The 18664-nt window shown below is 66.7% G+C and carries 16 protein-coding genes; 4 read left to right on the plus strand and 12 right to left on the minus strand.

Annotation, left to right across the window (positions count from 1 at the left end):
• Position 1: 1 nt before the first annotated feature.
• On the minus strand, positions 2 to 1384 hold the full coding sequence (locus AB3147_RS04780) for an N-acetylmuramoyl-L-alanine amidase (RefSeq protein WP_175138848.1): 1383 nt from the start codon (positions 1382 to 1384) through the stop codon (positions 2 to 4).
• On the minus strand, positions 1312 to 1851 hold the full coding sequence (gene tsaE / locus AB3147_RS04785) for a tRNA (adenosine(37)-N6)-threonylcarbamoyltransferase complex ATPase subunit type 1 TsaE (protein ID WP_175123264.1): 540 nt from the start codon (positions 1849 to 1851) through the stop codon (positions 1312 to 1314). Before tsaE ends, AB3147_RS04780 begins: the two co-directional genes overlap by 73 nt.
• Positions 1852 to 2013: 162 nt before the next feature.
• Here tsaE and fumC point away from each other — a divergent pair, with 162 nt between their 5' ends.
• A complete protein-coding gene (gene fumC, locus AB3147_RS04790; protein ID WP_175123263.1) occupies positions 2014 to 3411 on the plus strand; it encodes a class II fumarate hydratase in 1398 nt (465 codons plus the stop codon).
• Between the two features lie 79 nt (positions 3412 to 3490).
• Here fumC and AB3147_RS04795 read toward each other — a convergent pair whose 3' ends face one another.
• A complete protein-coding gene (locus AB3147_RS04795; protein ID WP_313067424.1) occupies positions 3491 to 4387 on the minus strand; it encodes an AEC family transporter in 897 nt (298 codons plus the stop codon).
• A gap of 242 nt (positions 4388 to 4629) precedes the next feature.
• Between AB3147_RS04795 and AB3147_RS04800 the strand changes: the two genes are divergently transcribed.
• On the plus strand, positions 4630 to 5622 hold the full coding sequence (locus AB3147_RS04800; RefSeq protein ID WP_218344954.1) for a tripartite tricarboxylate transporter substrate binding protein BugE: 993 nt from the start codon (positions 4630 to 4632) through the stop codon (positions 5620 to 5622).
• 111 nt (positions 5623 to 5733) lie between these two features.
• Here AB3147_RS04800 and AB3147_RS04805 read toward each other — a convergent pair whose 3' ends face one another.
• Positions 5734 to 6654 carry a LysR family transcriptional regulator gene (locus AB3147_RS04805; protein WP_218344953.1) on the minus strand — a complete coding sequence of 307 codons (921 nt, stop codon included), beginning with the start codon at positions 6652 to 6654 and terminating at the stop codon, positions 5734 to 5736.
• Positions 6655 to 6852: 198 nt separating this feature from the next.
• Between AB3147_RS04805 and ggt the strand changes: the two genes are divergently transcribed.
• A complete protein-coding gene (gene ggt, locus AB3147_RS04810; protein WP_367351491.1) occupies positions 6853 to 8616 on the plus strand; it encodes a gamma-glutamyltransferase in 1764 nt (587 codons plus the stop codon).
• Positions 8617 to 8726: 110 nt separating this feature from the next.
• On the opposite strand, the gene AB3147_RS04815 is transcribed toward ggt, so the two are convergent.
• The 4 genes from AB3147_RS04815 to AB3147_RS04830 form a co-directional block, all read right to left on the minus strand.
• Positions 8727 to 10118, minus strand: a complete 1392-nt coding sequence (locus AB3147_RS04815; RefSeq protein WP_175123258.1) for an APC family permease — start codon at positions 10116 to 10118, stop codon at positions 8727 to 8729.
• A 291-nt stretch (positions 10119 to 10409) separates the two neighbouring features.
• Complete coding sequence (locus AB3147_RS04820; RefSeq protein WP_218344950.1) at positions 10410 to 11537, minus strand: CaiB/BaiF CoA transferase family protein; 1128 nt, start codon at positions 11535 to 11537, stop codon at positions 10410 to 10412.
• Positions 11538 to 11550: 13 nt separating this feature from the next.
• Positions 11551 to 12531 carry a Bug family tripartite tricarboxylate transporter substrate binding protein gene (locus AB3147_RS04825; RefSeq protein ID WP_367351492.1) on the minus strand — a complete coding sequence of 327 codons (981 nt, stop codon included), beginning with the start codon at positions 12529 to 12531 and terminating at the stop codon, positions 11551 to 11553.
• 69 nt (positions 12532 to 12600) lie between these two features.
• On the minus strand, positions 12601 to 14301 hold the full coding sequence (locus tag AB3147_RS04830; protein WP_239215433.1) for an acyl-CoA dehydrogenase family protein: 1701 nt from the start codon (positions 14299 to 14301) through the stop codon (positions 12601 to 12603).
• Between the two features lie 120 nt (positions 14302 to 14421).
• Here AB3147_RS04830 and AB3147_RS04835 point away from each other — a divergent pair, with 120 nt between their 5' ends.
• Positions 14422 to 15342: a LysR family transcriptional regulator gene (locus AB3147_RS04835; RefSeq protein ID WP_175123254.1), complete on the plus strand. Its 921-nt coding sequence runs from the start codon at positions 14422 to 14424 to the stop codon at positions 15340 to 15342.
• A 3-nt stretch (positions 15343 to 15345) separates the two neighbouring features.
• Here AB3147_RS04835 and purU read toward each other — a convergent pair whose 3' ends face one another.
• The 4 genes from purU to pdxH form a co-directional block, all read right to left on the minus strand.
• The gene (gene purU, locus AB3147_RS04840; protein ID WP_175138843.1) at positions 15346 to 16200 is read right to left on the minus strand and encodes a formyltetrahydrofolate deformylase; all 855 of its coding nucleotides are present in this window, start codon (positions 16198 to 16200) and stop codon (positions 15346 to 15348) included.
• A gap of 40 nt (positions 16201 to 16240) precedes the next feature.
• Positions 16241 to 17350: an NAD(P)/FAD-dependent oxidoreductase gene (locus tag AB3147_RS04845; RefSeq protein ID WP_367351493.1), complete on the minus strand. Its 1110-nt coding sequence runs from the start codon at positions 17348 to 17350 to the stop codon at positions 16241 to 16243.
• Positions 17347 to 17871 carry a flavin reductase family protein gene (locus tag AB3147_RS04850; RefSeq protein ID WP_175138841.1) on the minus strand — a complete coding sequence of 175 codons (525 nt, stop codon included), beginning with the start codon at positions 17869 to 17871 and terminating at the stop codon, positions 17347 to 17349. The genes AB3147_RS04845 and AB3147_RS04850 overlap by 4 nt, the downstream gene beginning before the upstream one ends.
• Before the next feature lie 69 nt (positions 17872 to 17940).
• Positions 17941 to 18570: a pyridoxamine 5'-phosphate oxidase gene (gene pdxH / locus AB3147_RS04855; protein ID WP_367351494.1), complete on the minus strand. Its 630-nt coding sequence runs from the start codon at positions 18568 to 18570 to the stop codon at positions 17941 to 17943.
• Positions 18571 to 18664: the final 94 nt, after the last annotated feature.

An 18664-nucleotide genomic window follows, 5' to 3' on the forward strand; every position in this document is an offset into this window, starting at 1 on the left:
GCTAGCTCAGATCGCCCAAACGAGCCAGCGGCGGATTGGCCGTGAAGTAGCGCTGGATGCCGGTCATCATGGCCTGCGCCAGCTTGTCTTGGTGCGAGGAGCTGCGCAGCAGCGCTTCTTCTTGCGGATTGCTGATGAAGGCGGTTTCGACCAGCACCGACGGGATGTCCGGCGCCTTCAGCACGGCAAAGCCGGCCTGCTCGACGCTGTTCTTGTGCAGGCGGTTGATCTTCTTGATCTCGTCCAGGAAGGCGTTGCCAACCTTGAGCGAGTCATTGATCTGGGCCGTGGTGGACAGGTCCAGCAGCACTTTCGCGACCTGGCGATCGTGGCTGCCCAGGTTGACGCCGCCGATCAGGTCGGCCGCGTTTTCCTTGTCGGCCATCCAACGGGCCTGCGCGCTGGTGGCGCCGCGCTGGGACAGCGCAAACACCGACGAGCCGTTGGCCGAGGGCTTGACCCAGGCGTCCGCGTGGATCGAGATGAACAGGTCTGCATGCACGCGGCGCGCCTTTTGCACGCGCACATGCAGGGGCACGAAGTAATCGTCGTCGCGCGTCAGGTAGGCGCGCATGTAGGGCTGGCTGTCTATCAGCGCCTTCAGGCGCCGCGCGATGCGCAGGACCACGTCTTTTTCGCGCAGCCCGGATTTGCCGATGGCGCCCGGGTCTTCGCCGCCGTGGCCGGGGTCCAGCGCGATGGTCAGCATGCGCGGCTTGCCGCGGCTGGCGGTGGCGGGGGGCTTGGGCGGGGTGGGTAGTGCGGGCGCGGGCTGCTGGCCGCGCACGCGCGGCGGCTCGGGCGGATCCGCGCGGGTCACCGGATTGCGCTGGATGTCTTCGAGGATGCGCGCCAGCGGATCGTCCACGTCGGGACCGCTGGATTTGTTCAGGATCGCGATCAGCGGATCCTGCGCGATCTTGGGATACAGGTCGAGCACCAGGCGGTACTGGTAATCGGCCACCGGCTTGAGCGTGAACACCTGCGGCGCCACGGGCTGCTTCAGGTCGAACACCAGCCGCACCACGTTCGGACGGTTCTGCGCCACGCGCAGGCTCTGGATGTAGGGATCGTCGGGCCGGACCTTCGAAACCAGGTCGTTTAGTGCCGCGCTGAGGGTCAGTCCCTCGATATCGACCACCAGGCGGTGGGGATTTTCAAGGGTGAATTGTTCGGCCTTGAGTTCGCTGTCGAGTTCCAGCGTGACCCGGGTGTATTCGTCTGCCGGCCAGGTCCGGACAGCCAGGATCGTTGCAGCCTGCGCCAGCCTTGGCACGACCGGCAGGACGAGCAGGGTGGCGGCGACGCTGATCAGGCGTCGGCGGGTGGCGCCTGCCGAGGGGAGGGCGCCGTCAGGGGCGGGGGGACAATCGCGTTCAACCATGTTTGTCCTCGAGCGGTGTACGCGGTCAGGCTGGCGTCACGTCCGTCGCCTGCATAGTCCAGGCAGATCAGCAGGTCGGGCGGGGGCAAAAGACCCTCCGCCCGCTCCGGCCATTCGATCAAAACGACTGCTTCGTCACGCAGTAGATCCCGGAATCCTGCGTCCAACCATTCGCGCGAATCACTAAATCTATAAAAATCAAGGTGATAGAAGTATAAGTTAGAAACTTTATAGGATTCAAGCAGCGCGTAGCTTGGACTCTTGATTCGGCCTGTGATGCCGCTTTCCCGCAACAATGCCCTGGAGAAGGCCGTCTTTCCTGCCCCGAGGTCCCCCCGAAGATGAATACATGCGCCTGGCAGGCCGGTTTTGGCGCCGGTGACCATCGGGGCAAGCTGGCGCGCCAGCGCCTCGGTGGCGGCTTCGTCGGGCAGGTGCAGGGTCAGGGTGGCAAGGGGGGCGGACATGGCGCGGGAGCAGTGGTAAAAAACGAGGATCGGAGCACAGATGGGAGCAATTATAGGAACGCGGGTTTCTGCTAACCTATAACGATTGCTATTCTCAATAATGTCGCGACTTTGCGGCTTTTCGCCGCACGCGACTGACGCCGCCACGGAGTTGTACGCGCCATGAAGACCCGCATCGAAAAAGACACCTTTGGCCCCATCGAGGTGCCGGAAGACCACCTGTGGGGGGCGCAGACGCAGCGCTCCCTGCATTTCTTCGCGATTTCCACCGAGAAGATGCCGGAGCCGCTGGTCAATGCGATGGCAAGGCTCAAGCGCGCGGCGGCCAAGGTCAATGCCGACCTGGGCGAGCTGGACCCCAAGATCGCCGACGCGATCATGCGCGCCGCTGATGAAGTCGTCGCGGGCAAGTGGCCCAACGAGTTTCCGCTGTCCGTCTGGCAGACCGGATCGGGCACGCAAAGCAACATGAACATGAACGAGGTGCTGGCCAACCGCGCCTCGGAATTGCTGGGCGGCGTGCGCGGCGAAGAGCGCAAGGTGCACCCGAACGACCACGTCAACCGCGGACAATCGTCGAACGACACCTTCCCGACCGCGATGCACGTGGCGGCCGCCGTGGAAGTCGAACACCGCCTGCTGCCGTCGCTGAAGGCCCTGCGCGCCACGCTGGCGGCCAAGAGCGCCAAGTTCTACGACATCGTCAAGATCGGCCGCACCCACCTGCAGGACGCCACGCCGCTGACGCTGGGCCAGGAACTGTCCGGCTACGTGGCGCAGCTGGATCTGGCCGAACAGCAGATCCGCGCCACGCTGCCCGGGCTGCACCAACTGGCCATCGGCGGCACGGCAGTGGGCACCGGCCTGAACGCCCATCCGCAATTCAGCCCCAAGGTGTCGGCCGAACTGGCCCACGCTACCGGCACGGCGTTTGTCTCGGCGCCCAACAAGTTCCAGGCGCTGGCGTCGCACGAAGCGCTGCTGTTCGCGCACGGCGCGCTGAAGTCGCTGGCGGCGGGCCTCATGAAGATCGCCAACGACGTGCGCTGGCTGTCGAGCGGTCCACGTTCGGGCCTGGGCGAGATCAGCATCCCCGAGAACGAGCCGGGCAGCTCGATCATGCCGGGCAAGGTCAACCCGACGCAGTGCGAAGCCATCACGATGCTGGCCGCACAGGTCATGGGCAACGACGTGGCCATCAACATCGGCGGCGCCAGCGGCAACTTCGAGCTGAACGTCTACAAGCCGCTGGTGATCCACAACTTCCTGCAATCGGTGCGTCTGCTCACGGACGGCATGGCCAGCTTCGACCAGCATTGCGCCGCGGGCATCGAGCCCAACCACGAGCGCATCGCGGAACTGGTGGACCGTTCGCTGATGCTGGTGACCGCGCTGAATCCGCACATCGGCTACGACAAGGCCGCGCAGATCGCCAAGAAGGCGCACAAGGAAGGCCTGTCGCTGAAGGAATCGGCGCTGGCGCTGGGCTTTGTGACCGAAGCGCAGTTTGCCGAATGGGTCGTGCCGGGCTCGATGACGAACGCGCACAAGCCGTCGTAAACGTCACACGCCGGCCCGCGCCGCCGGTCCCATGAATATGGCCGCCCCGCAAAGGGCGGCCATTTTTCTTGTGAGCGGGCTAGCCGCCCGCCACGAGCAGCCACATCGGGATCGTGACCGCTGAAAACAACGTGCCCAGCGAGATCAGCACGGCGACCATGCGGCCGTCGCCGCCCATGCGCATCGCCAGCACATACGCCGCGGATGCCGTGGGCAGCGCCGCGAACAGCAGCAACATGCGCGCTTCGAGCGGGGGCAGGTCGAGCAGGTGCGCCACCAGCAGCGCCACCGCGGGCAGCGCGACAAGCTTGACCGTCAGCATCCACGCGATCAGAGACCCATAACCCTTGCCGCCTTCCCAGGCCAGGCTGGCGCCCACGCAGATGATGCCCAGCGCAAGCGCCGCCGCGCCCAAGCGCGCGAACACCGTGTCGACGGGGCCGGGAAGCTGCAGTCCCGCCAGATTGCAGGCCAGGCCGAGCAGCGTGGAAATCACCAGCGGATTGCGCGCGAGTTCGCGCAGCAGGTTGCCGCCGCTGTGACGCGCCAGGCCATAGACGGCGGCGACGTTGGCCATCGGCACTGCGAAGCCGACGATCAGCGCCATGACGGTCTGGCCCGGCGCGCCGGCCAGGCTGGCCGACAGCGCCAGGCCAATGTAGGTGTTGAAGCGGTACCCGCATTGCGCGGAGGAGGCGAGACCCAGCGACGAGGGCCGCAGCGCCAGGCCCGCCAGCCACGCCATCGCGACGCCGGCGGCAATGACCGACGCGGTGGCCTGCAGCAGTAGCGCCGCGTTGCCCGCCGTGATGGGCGTGCGCAGGATCGATTGAAACAGCAGCGCGGGGAACAACACGAAGTAGACGAGACGTTCCGTGCCGGCGAAGAACTCGCGTGAGAAACCCAGTTTGTGACGTAGCGCCCAACCCAGCGCGACCAGCATGAAATCGGGGAGAACCAGGAGTGCAACAGACATGAGGGAGTGGTTTTTCGTCTGGCGCCGGGCGGCGTCGGGCGCGCTATGCGGGTGTAAGCATTTGCTGCTATTCTCCGTCATTCTGGCGGGCGCGTGTGCCACAAGCAACCTATAAATGCGGCGTAGACACGCTGCGCACAAGCAATGCGCCCGCACCGTTATCTGCTGGTCCGTCTACAGGCGGGCACAACACACAACGGTCCGTCTACACACGGGCTCGCAATCTTGGAGGAAACACAACTATGAATAAGGTCCGCTCCCTGGCAGTGGCCATCGCCCTTGCTACCGGTGCTGCCGGCACGTTGGGCGTTTCGGTCGCGCACGCCGCAGACAAGTACCCCAGCAAGGCCATCCGCGTGATCGTTCCGTTCGCGCCTGGCGGTTCCACGGACATCATTGCGCGCCTCGTGACGCAGCGCATGAGCCAGGAACTCGGCCAGCCGATGGTCGTTGAAAACAAGGGCGGCGCCGGCGGCGCCATCGGTGCGGCCGAAGCCGCGCGCGCACCGGCCGACGGCTACACGCTGTCCATCGCCACCGTCTCCACGATGGCCGTGAACCCCGCCTGCCGTCCGAAGGACCTGCCGTACGATCCGATCAAGGACTTCCAGCCGGTCACCAACTTCGCCAACACCGCCAATGTCGTGGCGGTGAACCCCAAGTTCCCCGCCAAGGACTTCAAGGGCTTCATCGAAGAGCTGAAGAAGAACCCGGGCAAGTATTCGTACGGCAGCTCGGGCACCTGCGGCGTGCTGCACCTGATGGGCGAATCGTTCAAGATGGCCACCGGCACCGACATCGTGCACGTGCCCTACAAGGGTTCGGGCCCGGCGCTGGCTGACGCCGTCGGCGGCCAGATCGAAATCCTGTTCGACAACCTGCCGTCCTCGATGCCGCAGATCCAGGCCGGCAAGCTGAACGCCATGGCCATCGCCTGGCCCGAGCAGATCGGCACGATGAAGGGCGTGCCGACCTTCAAGGACGCCGGCTTCCCGGTGCTGAACCAGCCCGTCTGGTATGGCCTGCTGGCGCCCAAGGGCACGCCGATGGAAGTCGTGAACAAGCTGCGTGACGCCGCCGTCGTGGCCCTGAAGGACCCGAAGGTCATCAAGGCGCTGGACGAGCAAGGCTCGGCGCCGTCGGGCAACACGCCGGAAGAGTTCGCCAAGGAAATCCAGGAACAGTTCAACTGGGCCCAGGACGTCGTGAAGAAGCAGAACATCAAGCTGGACTGATGCTGCGCGGGGCGGCCTGGGTTGCCCCAATCGACACCGCAACGGGCGCCTTCGGGCGCCCGTTGTGCGTTTTGCTTTGTGCGTTGTGCTTTGCCGGCCGCGCGCGGTTGGTCAGACGGGCGCGTCTAGCCCTTCGAGCAGCGCGGCGCACGCCGTGCGCAGACGTTCGATCAGGTCTCGGTGCAACGCCGACAGCGGATCCTGGTTGCGCGTCATGATGCTGATCGGCACGCGCAGCGCCGGTTCCAGACGGCGCAGGGTCATGCCGGGACGCAGCATGGCGCGCGCGGTGATGGCGTCGACAATGGCGTCGCCGCAGCCTGCATCGACCAGCGCGCAGGCCACGTAATGGGTCTGCACCTGGATGGCGACCTGCGGCGCCAGGCCCTGCGCGTCCAGCGCCAGTTGGAGCAGGGCGCCCGATGCGTCGCCCGCGTCCAGCACGATGAGCGTGTCGCCGGATGCTGTGGCGTCCGCGGTTTCAGACAATTCCGACAGTCTTAGCGGCCCATTCCCGGGCTTGCGGCTCAGGTGCACGAGTTCCGTGTGCCCCAGCCCCATGCGCGTCAGGCCGGGATAATCGTTCGTGTCGAACGTGATCGCCAGATCGAGCTCCCGCGTCAGCAGCCCTTGCACGAGTTCGGCGCTATGGTGCGTGTGGATATCGAAGGTGATGCCGGGCTGCGCGTTGCGGCTGTCGCGCACCACGCCGGGCAACAGGCCAAGTCCAAGCGCGGGCGCGCAGCCCAGGCGTAGATGGCCGTGAGGCCGGTCGCGCAGGTTGGTCGCCAGCCTGCGCACGCTGTTCAGGTCCTGGCTCAGACGCGCGATCTCGGGGGTGAGGATCTCGGCCTCGCGCGTGGCGACCAGCCGGCCCTTTACGCGGTCAAACAGCTTGAAGCCCAGCTGGCTTTCGGCATGCGCCAGCAGCTTGCTGGCGGCGGGCTGGGAAATATGCAGCGCGGCGGCGGCTTCGGTCAGGGATCCGGTGCGGCGGATCGCTTCGAATATCTCGATGTGGCGCAGACGCATGGCGCGGAAATGGGGGGGGGTGATCCGAAACCGCGATTCTAAGCCGGATGGCGCGCCGCGCGCCGCCACAGGGGCGGCACCGCTACCGCCGTGAAAATGCCACCGCCGCGAAACCGCTGCAGTTGAACCGCGACAGCGGCGCCGCCCTTTGACTATCATGGACGCCAGCCGGATGTCCGGCGACCACCGGAGCCATCCATGCGTCTACGCCGCCACGCCGCCCTGCTGCTCGCCGCCGCGATAACCGGCCTGCCATTTGTTTCCGCCAGCTGGGCGCGCACGCCGCCCGCAGCCGAGGACATCAATCCCGAAGCCGCCAGCGGCGTCCAGGCGCGCCAGCTGGTGCGCGCGCCGCATTTCATGATGGTGTCGGCCAACCCGCTGGCCAGCCGCGCGGGCGAAGCGATGCTGCGGCGCGGCGGCAGCGTGGTGGACGCCGCCATTGCCACGCAGCTTGTGCTGAATCTGGTCGAGCCGCAATCGTCGGGCATCGGCGGGGGCGCGTTCATGGTGCTGTACTCCGCGGCGGACGGCCAGATCCGCACCATCGACAGCCGCGAGACCGCGCCCGCGGCCGCGCGGCCTGATCGCTTCCTGGATGCCGAGGGCAAACCGCTGCCTTTTGCGCAGGCCGTCAACAACGGCATGTCGGTGGCGGTGCCCGGCCTGTTGCGCGGTCTGGAACTGGCGCACAAGACGCACGGCAAGCTGCCCTGGGCCGACCTGTTCCAGCCGGCTATTGAATTGGCGGAAGCGGGCTTTGCGGTGTCGCCGCGCCTGCATTCGCTGCTGGCCGGCAACAAGGCGCTGCCGCAGCAGGCCGCGGCGGCCGCGTATTTCTATGCGCCGGACGGGACGCCCTGGCCCGTGGGCCACGTGCTGAAAAACCCGGAATTTGCACGCACCCTGCGCGCGGTGGCAACGCAAGGCGCCGACGCGTTCTACCAAGGCGATATCGCGCGCGACATCGTGGCCGCGGTGCAGAAGCATGAGAAGCCGGGCGACCTTACCCTGGCGGATCTTGCAGACTATCGCGCCAAGCCGCGCGATCCCGTGTGCGGCGCGTACCGCGGCTACCAGCTCTGCGGCATGGGTCCGCCCAGCAGCGGTCCCATCGCCGTCCTGCAGATGCTGGGCGAGCTGGAGCAGTTTCCGCTGAGCCGCTACGCGCCGGGCACGGCGCAGGCGGTGCATTATTTTTCGGAAGCCGGCCGGCTGGCCTTCGCCGACCGCGATTTCTACGTGGCCGACCCGGACTTCGTGCGCGTCCCGGTACGCGCGTTGCTGGACCCCGCCTATCTGCGTGCGCGCGGCGCGCTGATCCAGCCGGATCGCAGCATGAAGGTCGCGCTGCCCGGTGACCCCGAAGGCAAGCTGCTGTCGCTGGGCAAGGACAACGCGCTGGAACTGCCGTCCACCAGCCACCTCGTGGCCGTCGACGCGCAAGGCAACGCGCTCACCATGACGACGACCATCGAAAGCGAATTCGGCAGCAAGATCTTCGTGCGGGGCTTTCTGCTGAACAACGAGATGACCGATTTTTCGTCGTCGTTCAAGGACCCCGAAGGCCGGCTCGTCGCCAACCGCATCGAGCCGGGCAAGCGCCCGCGCAGCTCGATGGCGCCGATGATGGTGCTACGCGATGGCAAGCCTTACGTGCTGGTGGGCTCGCCGGGCGGCAGCGCAATCATCAACTACGTCGCCAAGACGCTCGTGGGCGTGCTGGACTGGAATCTCGATATTCAGTCGGCAATCGACCTGCCCAACATGGGCAGCCGCAACAAGGAAACCGAACTGGAGAAGGGCACGGCGCTGGAAGCATTGGCGCCGGAACTGGAGCGCATGGGCCACCCGGTGCGCATCACCGAGTTTCCCAGCGGCATCCACGGCATCGTCATCGATGCGAAGGGCCTGCAAGGCGGCGCGGACCCGCGCCGCGAAGGGCTGGCGGTGGGCGGCTGACGCCGCGCTGCAGCGCCAGGCCCGGCGGGGGGCGTCCTCGCTGAGACGCCGCGGCCAATACGTGAGGCTGAGGCGCCCGGCTGAGGGTGCCTCAGCCGTGGCGCCACGCATCACTCCAGCGCCGAGGGATCCAGCTCCATCTTGGCCTCGCGGCGCCGTGCCAGCCAGGTTACAAACCACATCACCACGCCCAGCAGCAGCAGCCAGCCGGCGACCTGATACTGGATCACGTCACGGCCCGTCAGCGGCGTTACCAGGAACAGGCAGGCCGCGGCGCCCAGCCACGGGACGATGCGGTTGATGGAAAAGTGCTTGTGCTTGACCTTGTCACGCCGCAGCACCAGCACCGCGACGTTCACGAACGCGAACACGCCCAGCAGCAGCAACGCGGTGGTGCCGCCCAGCGCGCGGATCGCCTGCGAGTCGGTCAGCGAGACCAGGATGATGAGGCCGAAGGCCAGCGCCGTCGTGAACAGGATGGCTGTCCACGGCGTCTGGTTCTTGCGGTGCACGTGCGCCAGGAACGACGGCAGCACGCCCTGGCGCGACATGCCGTACAACAGGCGGCTGGCCATCATCATGTTGATCAGCGCCGAGTTCGCCACGGCGAACATCGAGATGATCGGCATGATGTACTCCACGGGCAGATCCGGCGCGGCGCGCTTGACCACCAGCACCAGCGGCGTGCTGCTCTTGGCCAGTTCGCCCACCGGCACCAGCGCAACGGCGCAGATGGACACCAGCACATAGATGAGTGCTGTGATGCCCAGGCCGGTCAGCATGACCTTCGGGAAGATGCGGCTGGGATCGTGCGTTTCCTCGGCCATGTTGACCGAATCCTCGAAGCCGACCATGGCGAAGAACGCGAGCGCGGTGGCCGAGGTCACGGCCAGGAACACGCTCTTGTCCTCGGGCGTGTCGAACGCGACGACGCGCGAGAAGTCCGCCTGGCCGCCGGAGATGGCGTAAAAGCCCAGCAGGATGACCATCAGCAGACCCGACAGCTCGATCAGCGTAAGCACGACGTTGGCGCGAACGCTTTCAGTCGCGCCACGAAAGTTGACCAGCATGACCAGCGTCATGAAGCCCAGCGCGCCAAGCGTGATCCAGTGCTTTTCGGCCTCGATGCCCATCGCGGCGAACAGGTTGGCGGCGAAGGCCTGCGAGGCGGTGGCGGCCGACGTCAGGCCGGAACACATGACGGTAAAGCAGACGATGAACGTCAGGAAGTGCACGCCGAACGCCTTGTGGACGTAGAGCGCGGCGCCGGCGGCGCGCGGGTACTTGGTCACCAATTCAAGGTAGGACAGCGCGGTCAGCAGGGCCACCCCGAAGGCGACCAGGAACGGCAGCCAGGCCGCGCCGCCGACTTCAGCGGCCACTTGCCCTGTCAGTGCGTAGACGCCGGTGCCCAGGATGTCGCCAACAATGAATAGCAGAAGCAGCTTCGGGCCCATCACCCGTTTCAGCTGGCCGTGGTCTTGTGAGTCTGTCGTGGCCATAGTCTTTTATTTCCTCTTATGTGGCTCGCCTTTTTATGTGGCTCGGGAAAGCGTGCAGATGCGACGCAAAATGCAAAAAAAGTCTACGGCGGCAATAGGGCGGTGTGCTGAAACCAAATGTCTAAGTTGTTGCGCGCGGGGATAGCGGTCCACTTCGGACGGTGTCAGACACCCGGGCGAGAGGGCCGTCAGCCTGTGACACCGGATATGCGGGTGTCTGACACCTGGCCAAGCGGAAACGCTGCAGCAAAAAAAGCCCGGCGGGCGCCGTGCGGGGTCATCGATGCGGGATCAGTCCTGCCCGGCTGGCGGCGCCAGGTCTGGCGGCAGCTTGCGCAGCGTGGCGGGCGTTCGCGACAGCTTGATGGGCGAGCCCACGCCTTTGTAATCGCCCTGTTCCAGCACCATGCCGCGATGCCGCGTATGCGGATGCGCGAGCGCCTGATCGACCGTCTGCACGGCGGCGGCAGGCACGCCGGCGCGCAGCAGTTGGTCGGCAAGCGCGGCGGCTTCGTGGCGGGCAAGCAGCGCAGAGAGATCGTCGCGCAGCGCCTGGCGATGGCGCAGGCGGTCTGCATTCGTGGCGTAGCGCGCATCCGCCGACAGCGCCGGCGCATCGAGCGTCTGCGCCAGCATCGCAAACTGGCGGTTGTTGCCCACGGCCAGAAAGATCGGCCCGCTGGCGGTTGGCAAGGTTTCGTACGGCGCGATGTTCGGGTGCGCGTTGCCGCTGCGCTGCGGCACCTTGCCGCTGTAGAAGTAATTCGGCGCATGCGGGTGCAGCAGCGACAGCGCGCAGTCATACAGCGTGATGTCCAGGAACTGCCCCAGCCCGCTGCGCGTGCGCTCGTTGAGCGCCAGCAGGATCGCCACCGCTGCGTTCAGCCCCGTCACCATGTCCACCACCGGCAGGCCCACGCGCGTCGCTTCGCCGTCCGCATCGCCGTTTACGCTCATCAGCCCGCACATCGCCTGCGCGCACGCGTCGTAGCCGGGCAAGCCGCCCAGCGGGCCGTCCGAGCCGAACCCGCTGACGCGGCAATGGATCAGCGCGGGGAAGGCCGCCTTCAGGTCTTCATAGCCCAGGCCCCACTTTTCCAACGTGCCGGGCTTGAAGTTCTCGACCAGCACGTCGGCGTCAGCCAGCAGGTGGCGCAGCAGTTCCTGCCCGGCGGGCTGCGACAGGTCCAGCGTCATGCCGTCTTTGTTGCGGTTCACGCCGACAAAGTACGAGGCCGTCTCGCCCAGAAAGGGCGGGCCCCAGCCGCGCGTCTCGTCGCCGCCGGGCGGCTCGATCTTCAGCACGTCGGCGCCGTGGTCGGCCAGGATCTGCGTGCAGTACGGACCGCCCAGCACGCGTGACAGATCGATCACCTTGCAGCCCGCAAGAGCGCCGGCATTGGGTAGGGTGTGAGCCATGGAATTCTTCGCGTCAGTCGATGGAAACGTTGGCGCTCTGGATCAGCTCGCGCCACTTGGGGACTTCGGTGGTGATGAAGGTGGACAGGCCTTGCGGCGTCTTGTCCTGCGCTTCGACGATGCCCTGCATGCGCAGCGTCTGCTCGATGGCGGGATCGGACAGCGCCGTCTTGAAGGCCTGGTTTAGCGTGTTCACCACGTCGGCCGGCGTGTCCTTGGGCGCGACGATGCCGAAGAAGACGCTGACGTCATAGCCCTTCAGCCCCTGCTCGGACAGCGTCGGCAGCTCGGGCAGCGCGTCGGAACGCTGCGCGCTGGCCAGGCCGATGGCGCGCAGCTTGCCCGCCTTGATGTAGGGCAGCGCGGTCAGGATGTCGGTGAACGACATCGACACCTGGCCGCCCAGCAGATCGTTCAGCGCGGGGCCGGTGCCCTTGTACGGGATGTGCATGATCTTGGTGCCGGCCATGCGGTTGAACAGGATGCCGGCCAGGTGCGACGACGCGCCGTTGCCGGACGAGGCGTAGCTCAGCTTGTCCGGATTCTTCTGCGCGTAGGCGATCAGCTCCTGCATGTTGTTGGCGGGCACCGACGGGTTCACGACCAGGATGTTGGGCAGGTGGCCGATGCGGATGATGGGCGCGAAGCTGGTCTCGGGGTTGTAGTTCTGCTTCTTGTACAGGCTGACGTTGATCGCCAGCGGGCCGGACGTGCCGAACAGAATGGTGTAGCCGTCGGGCTTGGCGGACGCGACGTATTCAGAGCCGATGTTGCCGCCCGCGCCGCTGCGGTTTTCGACGATGACGTTCTGCTTGAGCGGCTCGCGCAGCTTTTCGGCCAGGCGGCGGGCCAGCGCGTCGGTGGGGCCGCCGGGCGGGAAGGGCACGACCAGCGTGACCGGCCGCGCAGTGGGGTAGGCGTCTGCGGCAACGGCCGGCGTGGCCGCTATGACGGCGGCGGCCGCCAGGAACAGGGGGGTGAAATAGCGTTTCATGCATGTCTCCAGTGGATGGCGCGCCGGCTGTGCCGCCGGCGTCGGGTTACTGCAAAAGCCGGATGGGCGTTACAGCGCGTACTGCAGGATGGCCTGGCAGGCCGCGCTTTCGTCAGGCGGGATGGCATAGGGATCGCGCGGCGCCAGGCGGTGCAGCAGCACCTGGTCGGCCAGCCGCGCGCGGCTTTCCAGACCCGTGCCGGTGGCTTCCCAGCGCAACGCGGCCATGGACACCGCGTGATACAGCAGCGATGCGGCCTGGCGCGCCAGCTGGGCATGGTCGCCTTGCGCGGCATGTTCCGCCAGCGCGTAGGTCTTTTCCAGGGCGCTGGCCTGCAGATCGGCCAGTTCGGGCGGGCAGGGCGCGCCGTCCGCCAGCAGGCGGTCGATGTGGCTGCGCAGCGCGGGCAGGGAATGTTCTTTCTTGATGGCGCGCAGGACATCCAGCGCGACGATGTTGCTGGTGCCTTCCCAGATGGAGCCCAGATGCGCGTCGCGCACCAAGCGGGGTTCGGTGAACTCCTCGATATAGCCGCAGCCGCCGCGCACTTCCATCGCGTCGCCGGTGACCTTGCGCGCGTCGCGGCAGGCGCGGAACTTGATCAGCGGTGTCAGGATGCGCGCCAGCGCGGGGTCCGCCGCGCCCTGATCGGCATCGGCCAGCGCGCGCGCCGTCTGGAACATGACGCTACGCGCCTGTTCGGACCACACGATCATCTTGACGAGCTGACGCTGCATCAGCGGCATGTCGATCAGCCGCTTGCCGAAGGCGCGGCGATGCTGCGACACGTAGACGGCCTCGGTGACGGCGCGGCGCATCAGGCCCGCGGCGCGCATGCCGTTGGACAGGCGCGAGTTGTTGATCATGTCGGCCATGTGCTTGAAGCCGCGGCCGCGTTCGCCCACCAGCCAGGCCACCGCGCCTTCCAGACGGATTTCGCCGCTGGCCATGGAGCGCGTGCCCAGCTTGTCCTTCAGGCGCAGGATGCGGTAGTGATTGTGCGTGCCGTCCGCCAGGTCGCGCGGCAGCAGAAAGAGCGACACGCCCTTCAGGCCGGGATCCGTTTCGCTGCGGGCCAGCACCATCGCAAAGCCGGCGTCGGGGTTCGAGCAGAACCACTTGTCGCCGTGAATGCGCCACGTGCCGTCGTCCTGCGCTTGCGCCGTGACTTCGGTGGCGCTGACATCCGAGCCCGCGCCCTGTTCGGTCATGAACATGGCGCCCTGGCGCAGCGTGTCGAAGTCCTGCGACGTCACCTGCGGCAGCACGCGCTCGACCAGTGCCGGGTCGCCGAATTTGCGCAACGTGCGCGCCAGCGAGTCCGTCATGCTGACCGGGCAGCACAGGCCGAACTCCGCCTGCACGAAGAGATGGCTGAGCGCGTATTTGGCGGCGGCGGGCATGGGCTCGGGCCAGCCGAGCACACCGCCCCGGTGGGACAGGGCGGCCAGACCGAATTCGCTGTAGGCCAGGCGTTCCAGTTCGACGTAGGCCGGATGCTTGTCGATGCGGGACTCGTCCGTGCCGGCCCGGGTGCGCACGGACAGCGTGGGCGGATGCTTGTCGGCCACGGAAGCCAGTTCGTCCATCACCCCGCCTGCCAGTTCGCCCAGCCGGCTCAGGTGCGGCAACAGATGCGCGTGCAGGGCGGGCGGCAGGTAGCGTCGGCTCAGCGCCTCGGCGTATGGGTCGGCGCTGAACAGGTTCAGCCCTCGGGAATCCGGGACGGGCGTGGCGGTGGCGGCAAGGGGGAATGCAGGGGTATCCATGGCGGCATCCGGGTCGAACGGGGAGATGTCCTATGGTGAGGGCCTTGATTTATCTATTCAAATACTGTTTTGTTGTAGATCAATCCAAAAAAAATATAGATATGCCTTAAGGAGGGACGCATGGACTTGGAACCCCGGCTGCTGCGCTACTTCATCGCCGTGGCCGAAGAGCGCCATTTCAGCCGCGCGGCGGCGCGTCTGCACATCTCGCAGCCGCCGCTCAGCTACGCGATCCGCCAGCTGGAAGAGAACATCGGCGCGCGCCTCTTGGCCCGCACCAGCCGGCATGTCGAGCTGACCGACGCCGGCCAGGCGCTCTACCACGAGGCCCTGATTCTGCTGCGCCAGGCTGAAGAGGTCCGCACGCTGGTGCGCCAGGTGGACGCGGGCCTGCGGGGCCGGCTGCGCATCGGCTTCGTGGGGTCGATGCTGTATCGGGGCCTGCCCGCGCTGCTGAGCGCCATGCGCACGGAACTGCCCGACGTGGAGCACGTGCTGACCGAACTGAACTCACATGATCAGATCGAGGCGGTGCGGCGCGGCGAGCAGGACCTGGGCTTCATCCACGCCAATCCGGTGCCGGACGGCGTGCAGGCGCGTGATCTGATGGCCGAGCCGTTCGTCGTGTGTCTGCCGGACGCGCATCCGCTCGCGCAGCGCACGACGCTGCGGCTGGCGGAGCTGGCGGAGGATGACTTTGTCTTTTTCGCGCGGGCGGCCTCGCCCAGCTATTACGAGACGGTGCTGGCCATGTGCGTGTCGGCCGGCTTCATGCCGGCGATCCGGCACGAGGTGCGCCACTGGCTGAGCGTGGCGTCGCTGGTGTCGCAGGGATTGGGGGTGTCGATCGTGCCGGCGTGCCTGTCGCGCAGCGGGCTGGCGGGCACGCGGTTCATTGCGTTTGAACACGAAGCGCGCTCGATCAGCCAGGTGATCTGGCCCGATGCGGCGCGTTCGCCCTTGCAGGAGCGCGCGGTGGCGTTGGTGGCCCAGGCGTTTCCGCCGTTGCAACCGCCCGCCGCGGTCCCGTCAAAGGCGTGAGGATCAGCGGAACACGACGGTCTTGTTGCGGTTCAGCAGGATGCGGTGTTCGACGTGGCTGCGCACGGCGCGAGACAGCACCAGGGATTCGATGTCGCTGCCCACCTGGGTCAGGTCCTGGGCGGTCATCGTGTGGTCGACGCGTTCGATGTCCTGGTCGATGATCGGGCCTTCGTCCAGGTCCGAGGTGACGTAGTGGGCCGTGGCGCCGATGATCTTCACGCCGCGCGCATGCGCCTGGTGGTAGGGGCGTGCGCCCTTGAAGCTGGGCAGGAAGCTGTGGTGGATGTTGATCGCGCGTCCGGTCAGCGCGCGGCACATGTCGGCGGACAGGATCTGCATGTAGCGCGCCAGCACGACCAGGTCGATGTTCGCCTCGTCGACGATCTTGAGCACCTGCTTTTCCTGTTCCAGCTTGGTATCGGGCGTGACCGGCAGGTGGTGGAACGGAATGTTGTAGGTGGCGGCCAGGCCGGCGTAGTCGTTGTGATTCGAGACGATGGCGGCCACTTCGGCATGCAGATGGCCGCTGTGCACGCGGAACAGCAGATCGTTCAGGCAGTGGCCCTGCTTGCTGACCATGATGAGCAGGCGTTCCTTGCGGCGCGCGTCGTGCAGCTTCAGTTCCATGCCGTAGTCGGCGGACATGGCGTCCAGGCGGGTGCGCAGGTCATCGGCGGAGGCGCCGACCGGCAGGTCGAAGTGCACGCGCAGAAAGAACCGGCCGGTCTCTTCGTCGCCGAACTGCTGCGAATCCAGGATGTTGCAACCCAGTTCGAACAACAGGCCGCTGACGCGGTAGACGATGCCGGTGCGGTCGGGGCAGGACAGGGTCAGGATGTAGTCGTTGTGCTGCATGGCGGAATTGGATGAATAAGAAAGAGGGAGCGGGCGGAGATCAGGCGGACAGGCGCGCCAGGGTTTCTTCCGCCAGGGCCAGGCTGGAGGTCAGCCCGGGGGATTCGATGCCGAACAGGTTCACCAGGCCCGGCACGCCATGCATGGCGGGGCCGGCGATGACGAAGTCTGCGGCCGGCTCGTGCGGGCCCGAGATCTTGGGCCGGATGCCCGTGTAACCGGGCGCCAGCGCGTCGTCCGGCAACGCTGGCCAGTAGGTGCGGACGGCTTCGTAGAACACCTCGGCGCGGGATGGGTCCAGCGTGTAGTCCTCGGTCCCGACCCATTCGGTGTCGGGGCCGAACTTGGCCTGGCCGCCCATGTCCAGCGTCAGGTGCACGCCCAGGCCGGCATGCTGGGGCACGGGATAAATCAGGCGCGAAAACGGCGCGCGCCCGGACAGCGTGAAATAGCTGCCCTTGCACAGGTAATCGGTGGGGATGCTGTCTGCCGGCACGCCTTCGATGCGCCGCGCCAGGGCGGGCGCCTGCAGGCCGGCCGAGTTGATCAGCACGTTGCAGGTCAGTTGCATGGCGTCATCGCCGCCGAACTGCAGTTCAAAGCCGCCTTCAGGACGCACACGCCCTGACACGAGCGGCGTATGGAAGACGCATTGGGCGCCCGCGTTTTCGGCGTCGCCCTGAAAGGACAGCATCAGCGCGTGGCTGTCCACGATGCCGGTGGACGGCGACACCAGCGCGGCGGTGCATTGCAGCGCGGGCTCAAGGCGCATGGCTTCTTCGCCCGAGATGTACTGCAGGTCGTCCACGCCGTTGGCACGGGCGCGCTGGGCGATGCCTTCCAGCTGCGTGGCCTGTTCGGGGCTGGTGGCGACGATGAGCTTGCCCAGCCGCTTGTGCGGCACGCCGCGCTCGGCACAGTACGCGTACAGCAGATGCTTGCCGCGCACGCATAGCCGCGCCTTCAGGCTGCCGGCGGGGTAATAGATGCCGGCGTGGATGACTTCGGAGTTGCGCGAGCTGGTGCCGGTGCCGATGGCCTCGGTGGCCTCGGCCACCAGCACCTCGCGGCCGGATTGGGCCAGCGCGCGGGCGATTGCCAGCCCGACCACGCCGGCGCCGATGACGACGCAATCGACGTCGACGCTCATGATTTGGCCTTCTCGGCGCGCGTGCCGGCCGGCGTCAGGTCGAATCCGCCAGCGTGAAACACCAGCGGAGGCTCGCCGCTATGACCGCAACGTTCGACTTCTCCGACCATGATGACGTGATCTCCTTCGACATAGCGGCTGCGGTTGCGGCACTCGAACCACGCGGCGCAGTGGCCGTCCAGCATCGGCGTGCCGCCCGGCGCGTAATGCACCTGCAGTCCGGCATAGCGGTCCGGCGTCTTGCCGGTCGCGAAGCGCCGCGCCAGCGCGATCTGATCCGCGCTCAGCACGTTTACCACGTAGCGCTCGCACTGTTCGAAGGCCTCCAGCGACGAGGAGCCCAGCGACAGGCTCCACAGCACCAGCGGCGGGTTCAGCGAGACCGAATTGAACGAGCTGACCGTCAGGCCGATGGGCGCGCCGTCCTGGCCGGCGGTCGTCACGACCGTCACGCCGGTGGCGTAACGGCCCAATGCGGTGCGAAAGAAGACGGAATCGAAATCAGGGGAGGAGGCGGACATGCAGTAGACAGTTCGGTCGGGCGCGGGAGGCGCCCGGCGTGGAGACGCCCCGCGTCGGGGGCGCCTGTATCAGGGAGACAGGCGTTCGATCTTCCAGTCCGCGCCGTCCGCGACGTAGCGCAGGCGGTCGTGCAGGCGGGACGGCCGGCCCTGCCAGAACTCAAAGGCGGTGGGCTTCAAACGGTAGCCGCCCCAGTGCGGCGGACGCGGCGGCTGTTCGCCGAAGCGTTCGCGGAATTCCTTTTCACGGGCTTCCAGTTCTTCGCGGGTGATGGGCTGGCTCTGGCGCGAAGCCCAGGCGCCGATGCGCGACCCGGCGGGGCGGCTGTGATAGTAGGCGTCCGACTCTTCGGCGGCCACTTTTTCCACCACGCCCTCGATGCGGACCTGGCGCTCCAGCGGCTGCCAGAAGAACAGCAGGCTGGCGCGCGGTTCGGCCAGCAGATCCAGGCCCTTGCGCGATTCGTAATTGGTGAAGAACGTGAAGCCTTGGTCGTCAAAGCCCTTGACGAGGACGATGCGGGCGCTGGGCTGGCCGCTGGCATCCACCGTCGCCAGGGTCATGGCGTTGGGTTCGGGCACCTTGGCCGCGAGGGCCTCGTCGAACCAGCGGGTGAATTGCTCGAACGGGGAGCGGGCGGCCTGGCTTTCCAGGAGCACATTCTTTTCGTAGCTTTGACGCAGATCAGAGACGGACATGGTCTTAGGGGTTCAGCGTTGATAACAGGGAGTTTATACCGCCTGGAAGACCGGCCCCTCATTGACCCCGCGCAGGCCCCGGGCAAGTTCGCCG

Origin of the sequence: Achromobacter animicus (assembly GCF_040775605.1) — a bacterium.
Lineage (GTDB): Bacteria > Pseudomonadota > Gammaproteobacteria > Burkholderiales > Burkholderiaceae_B > Achromobacter > Achromobacter animicus.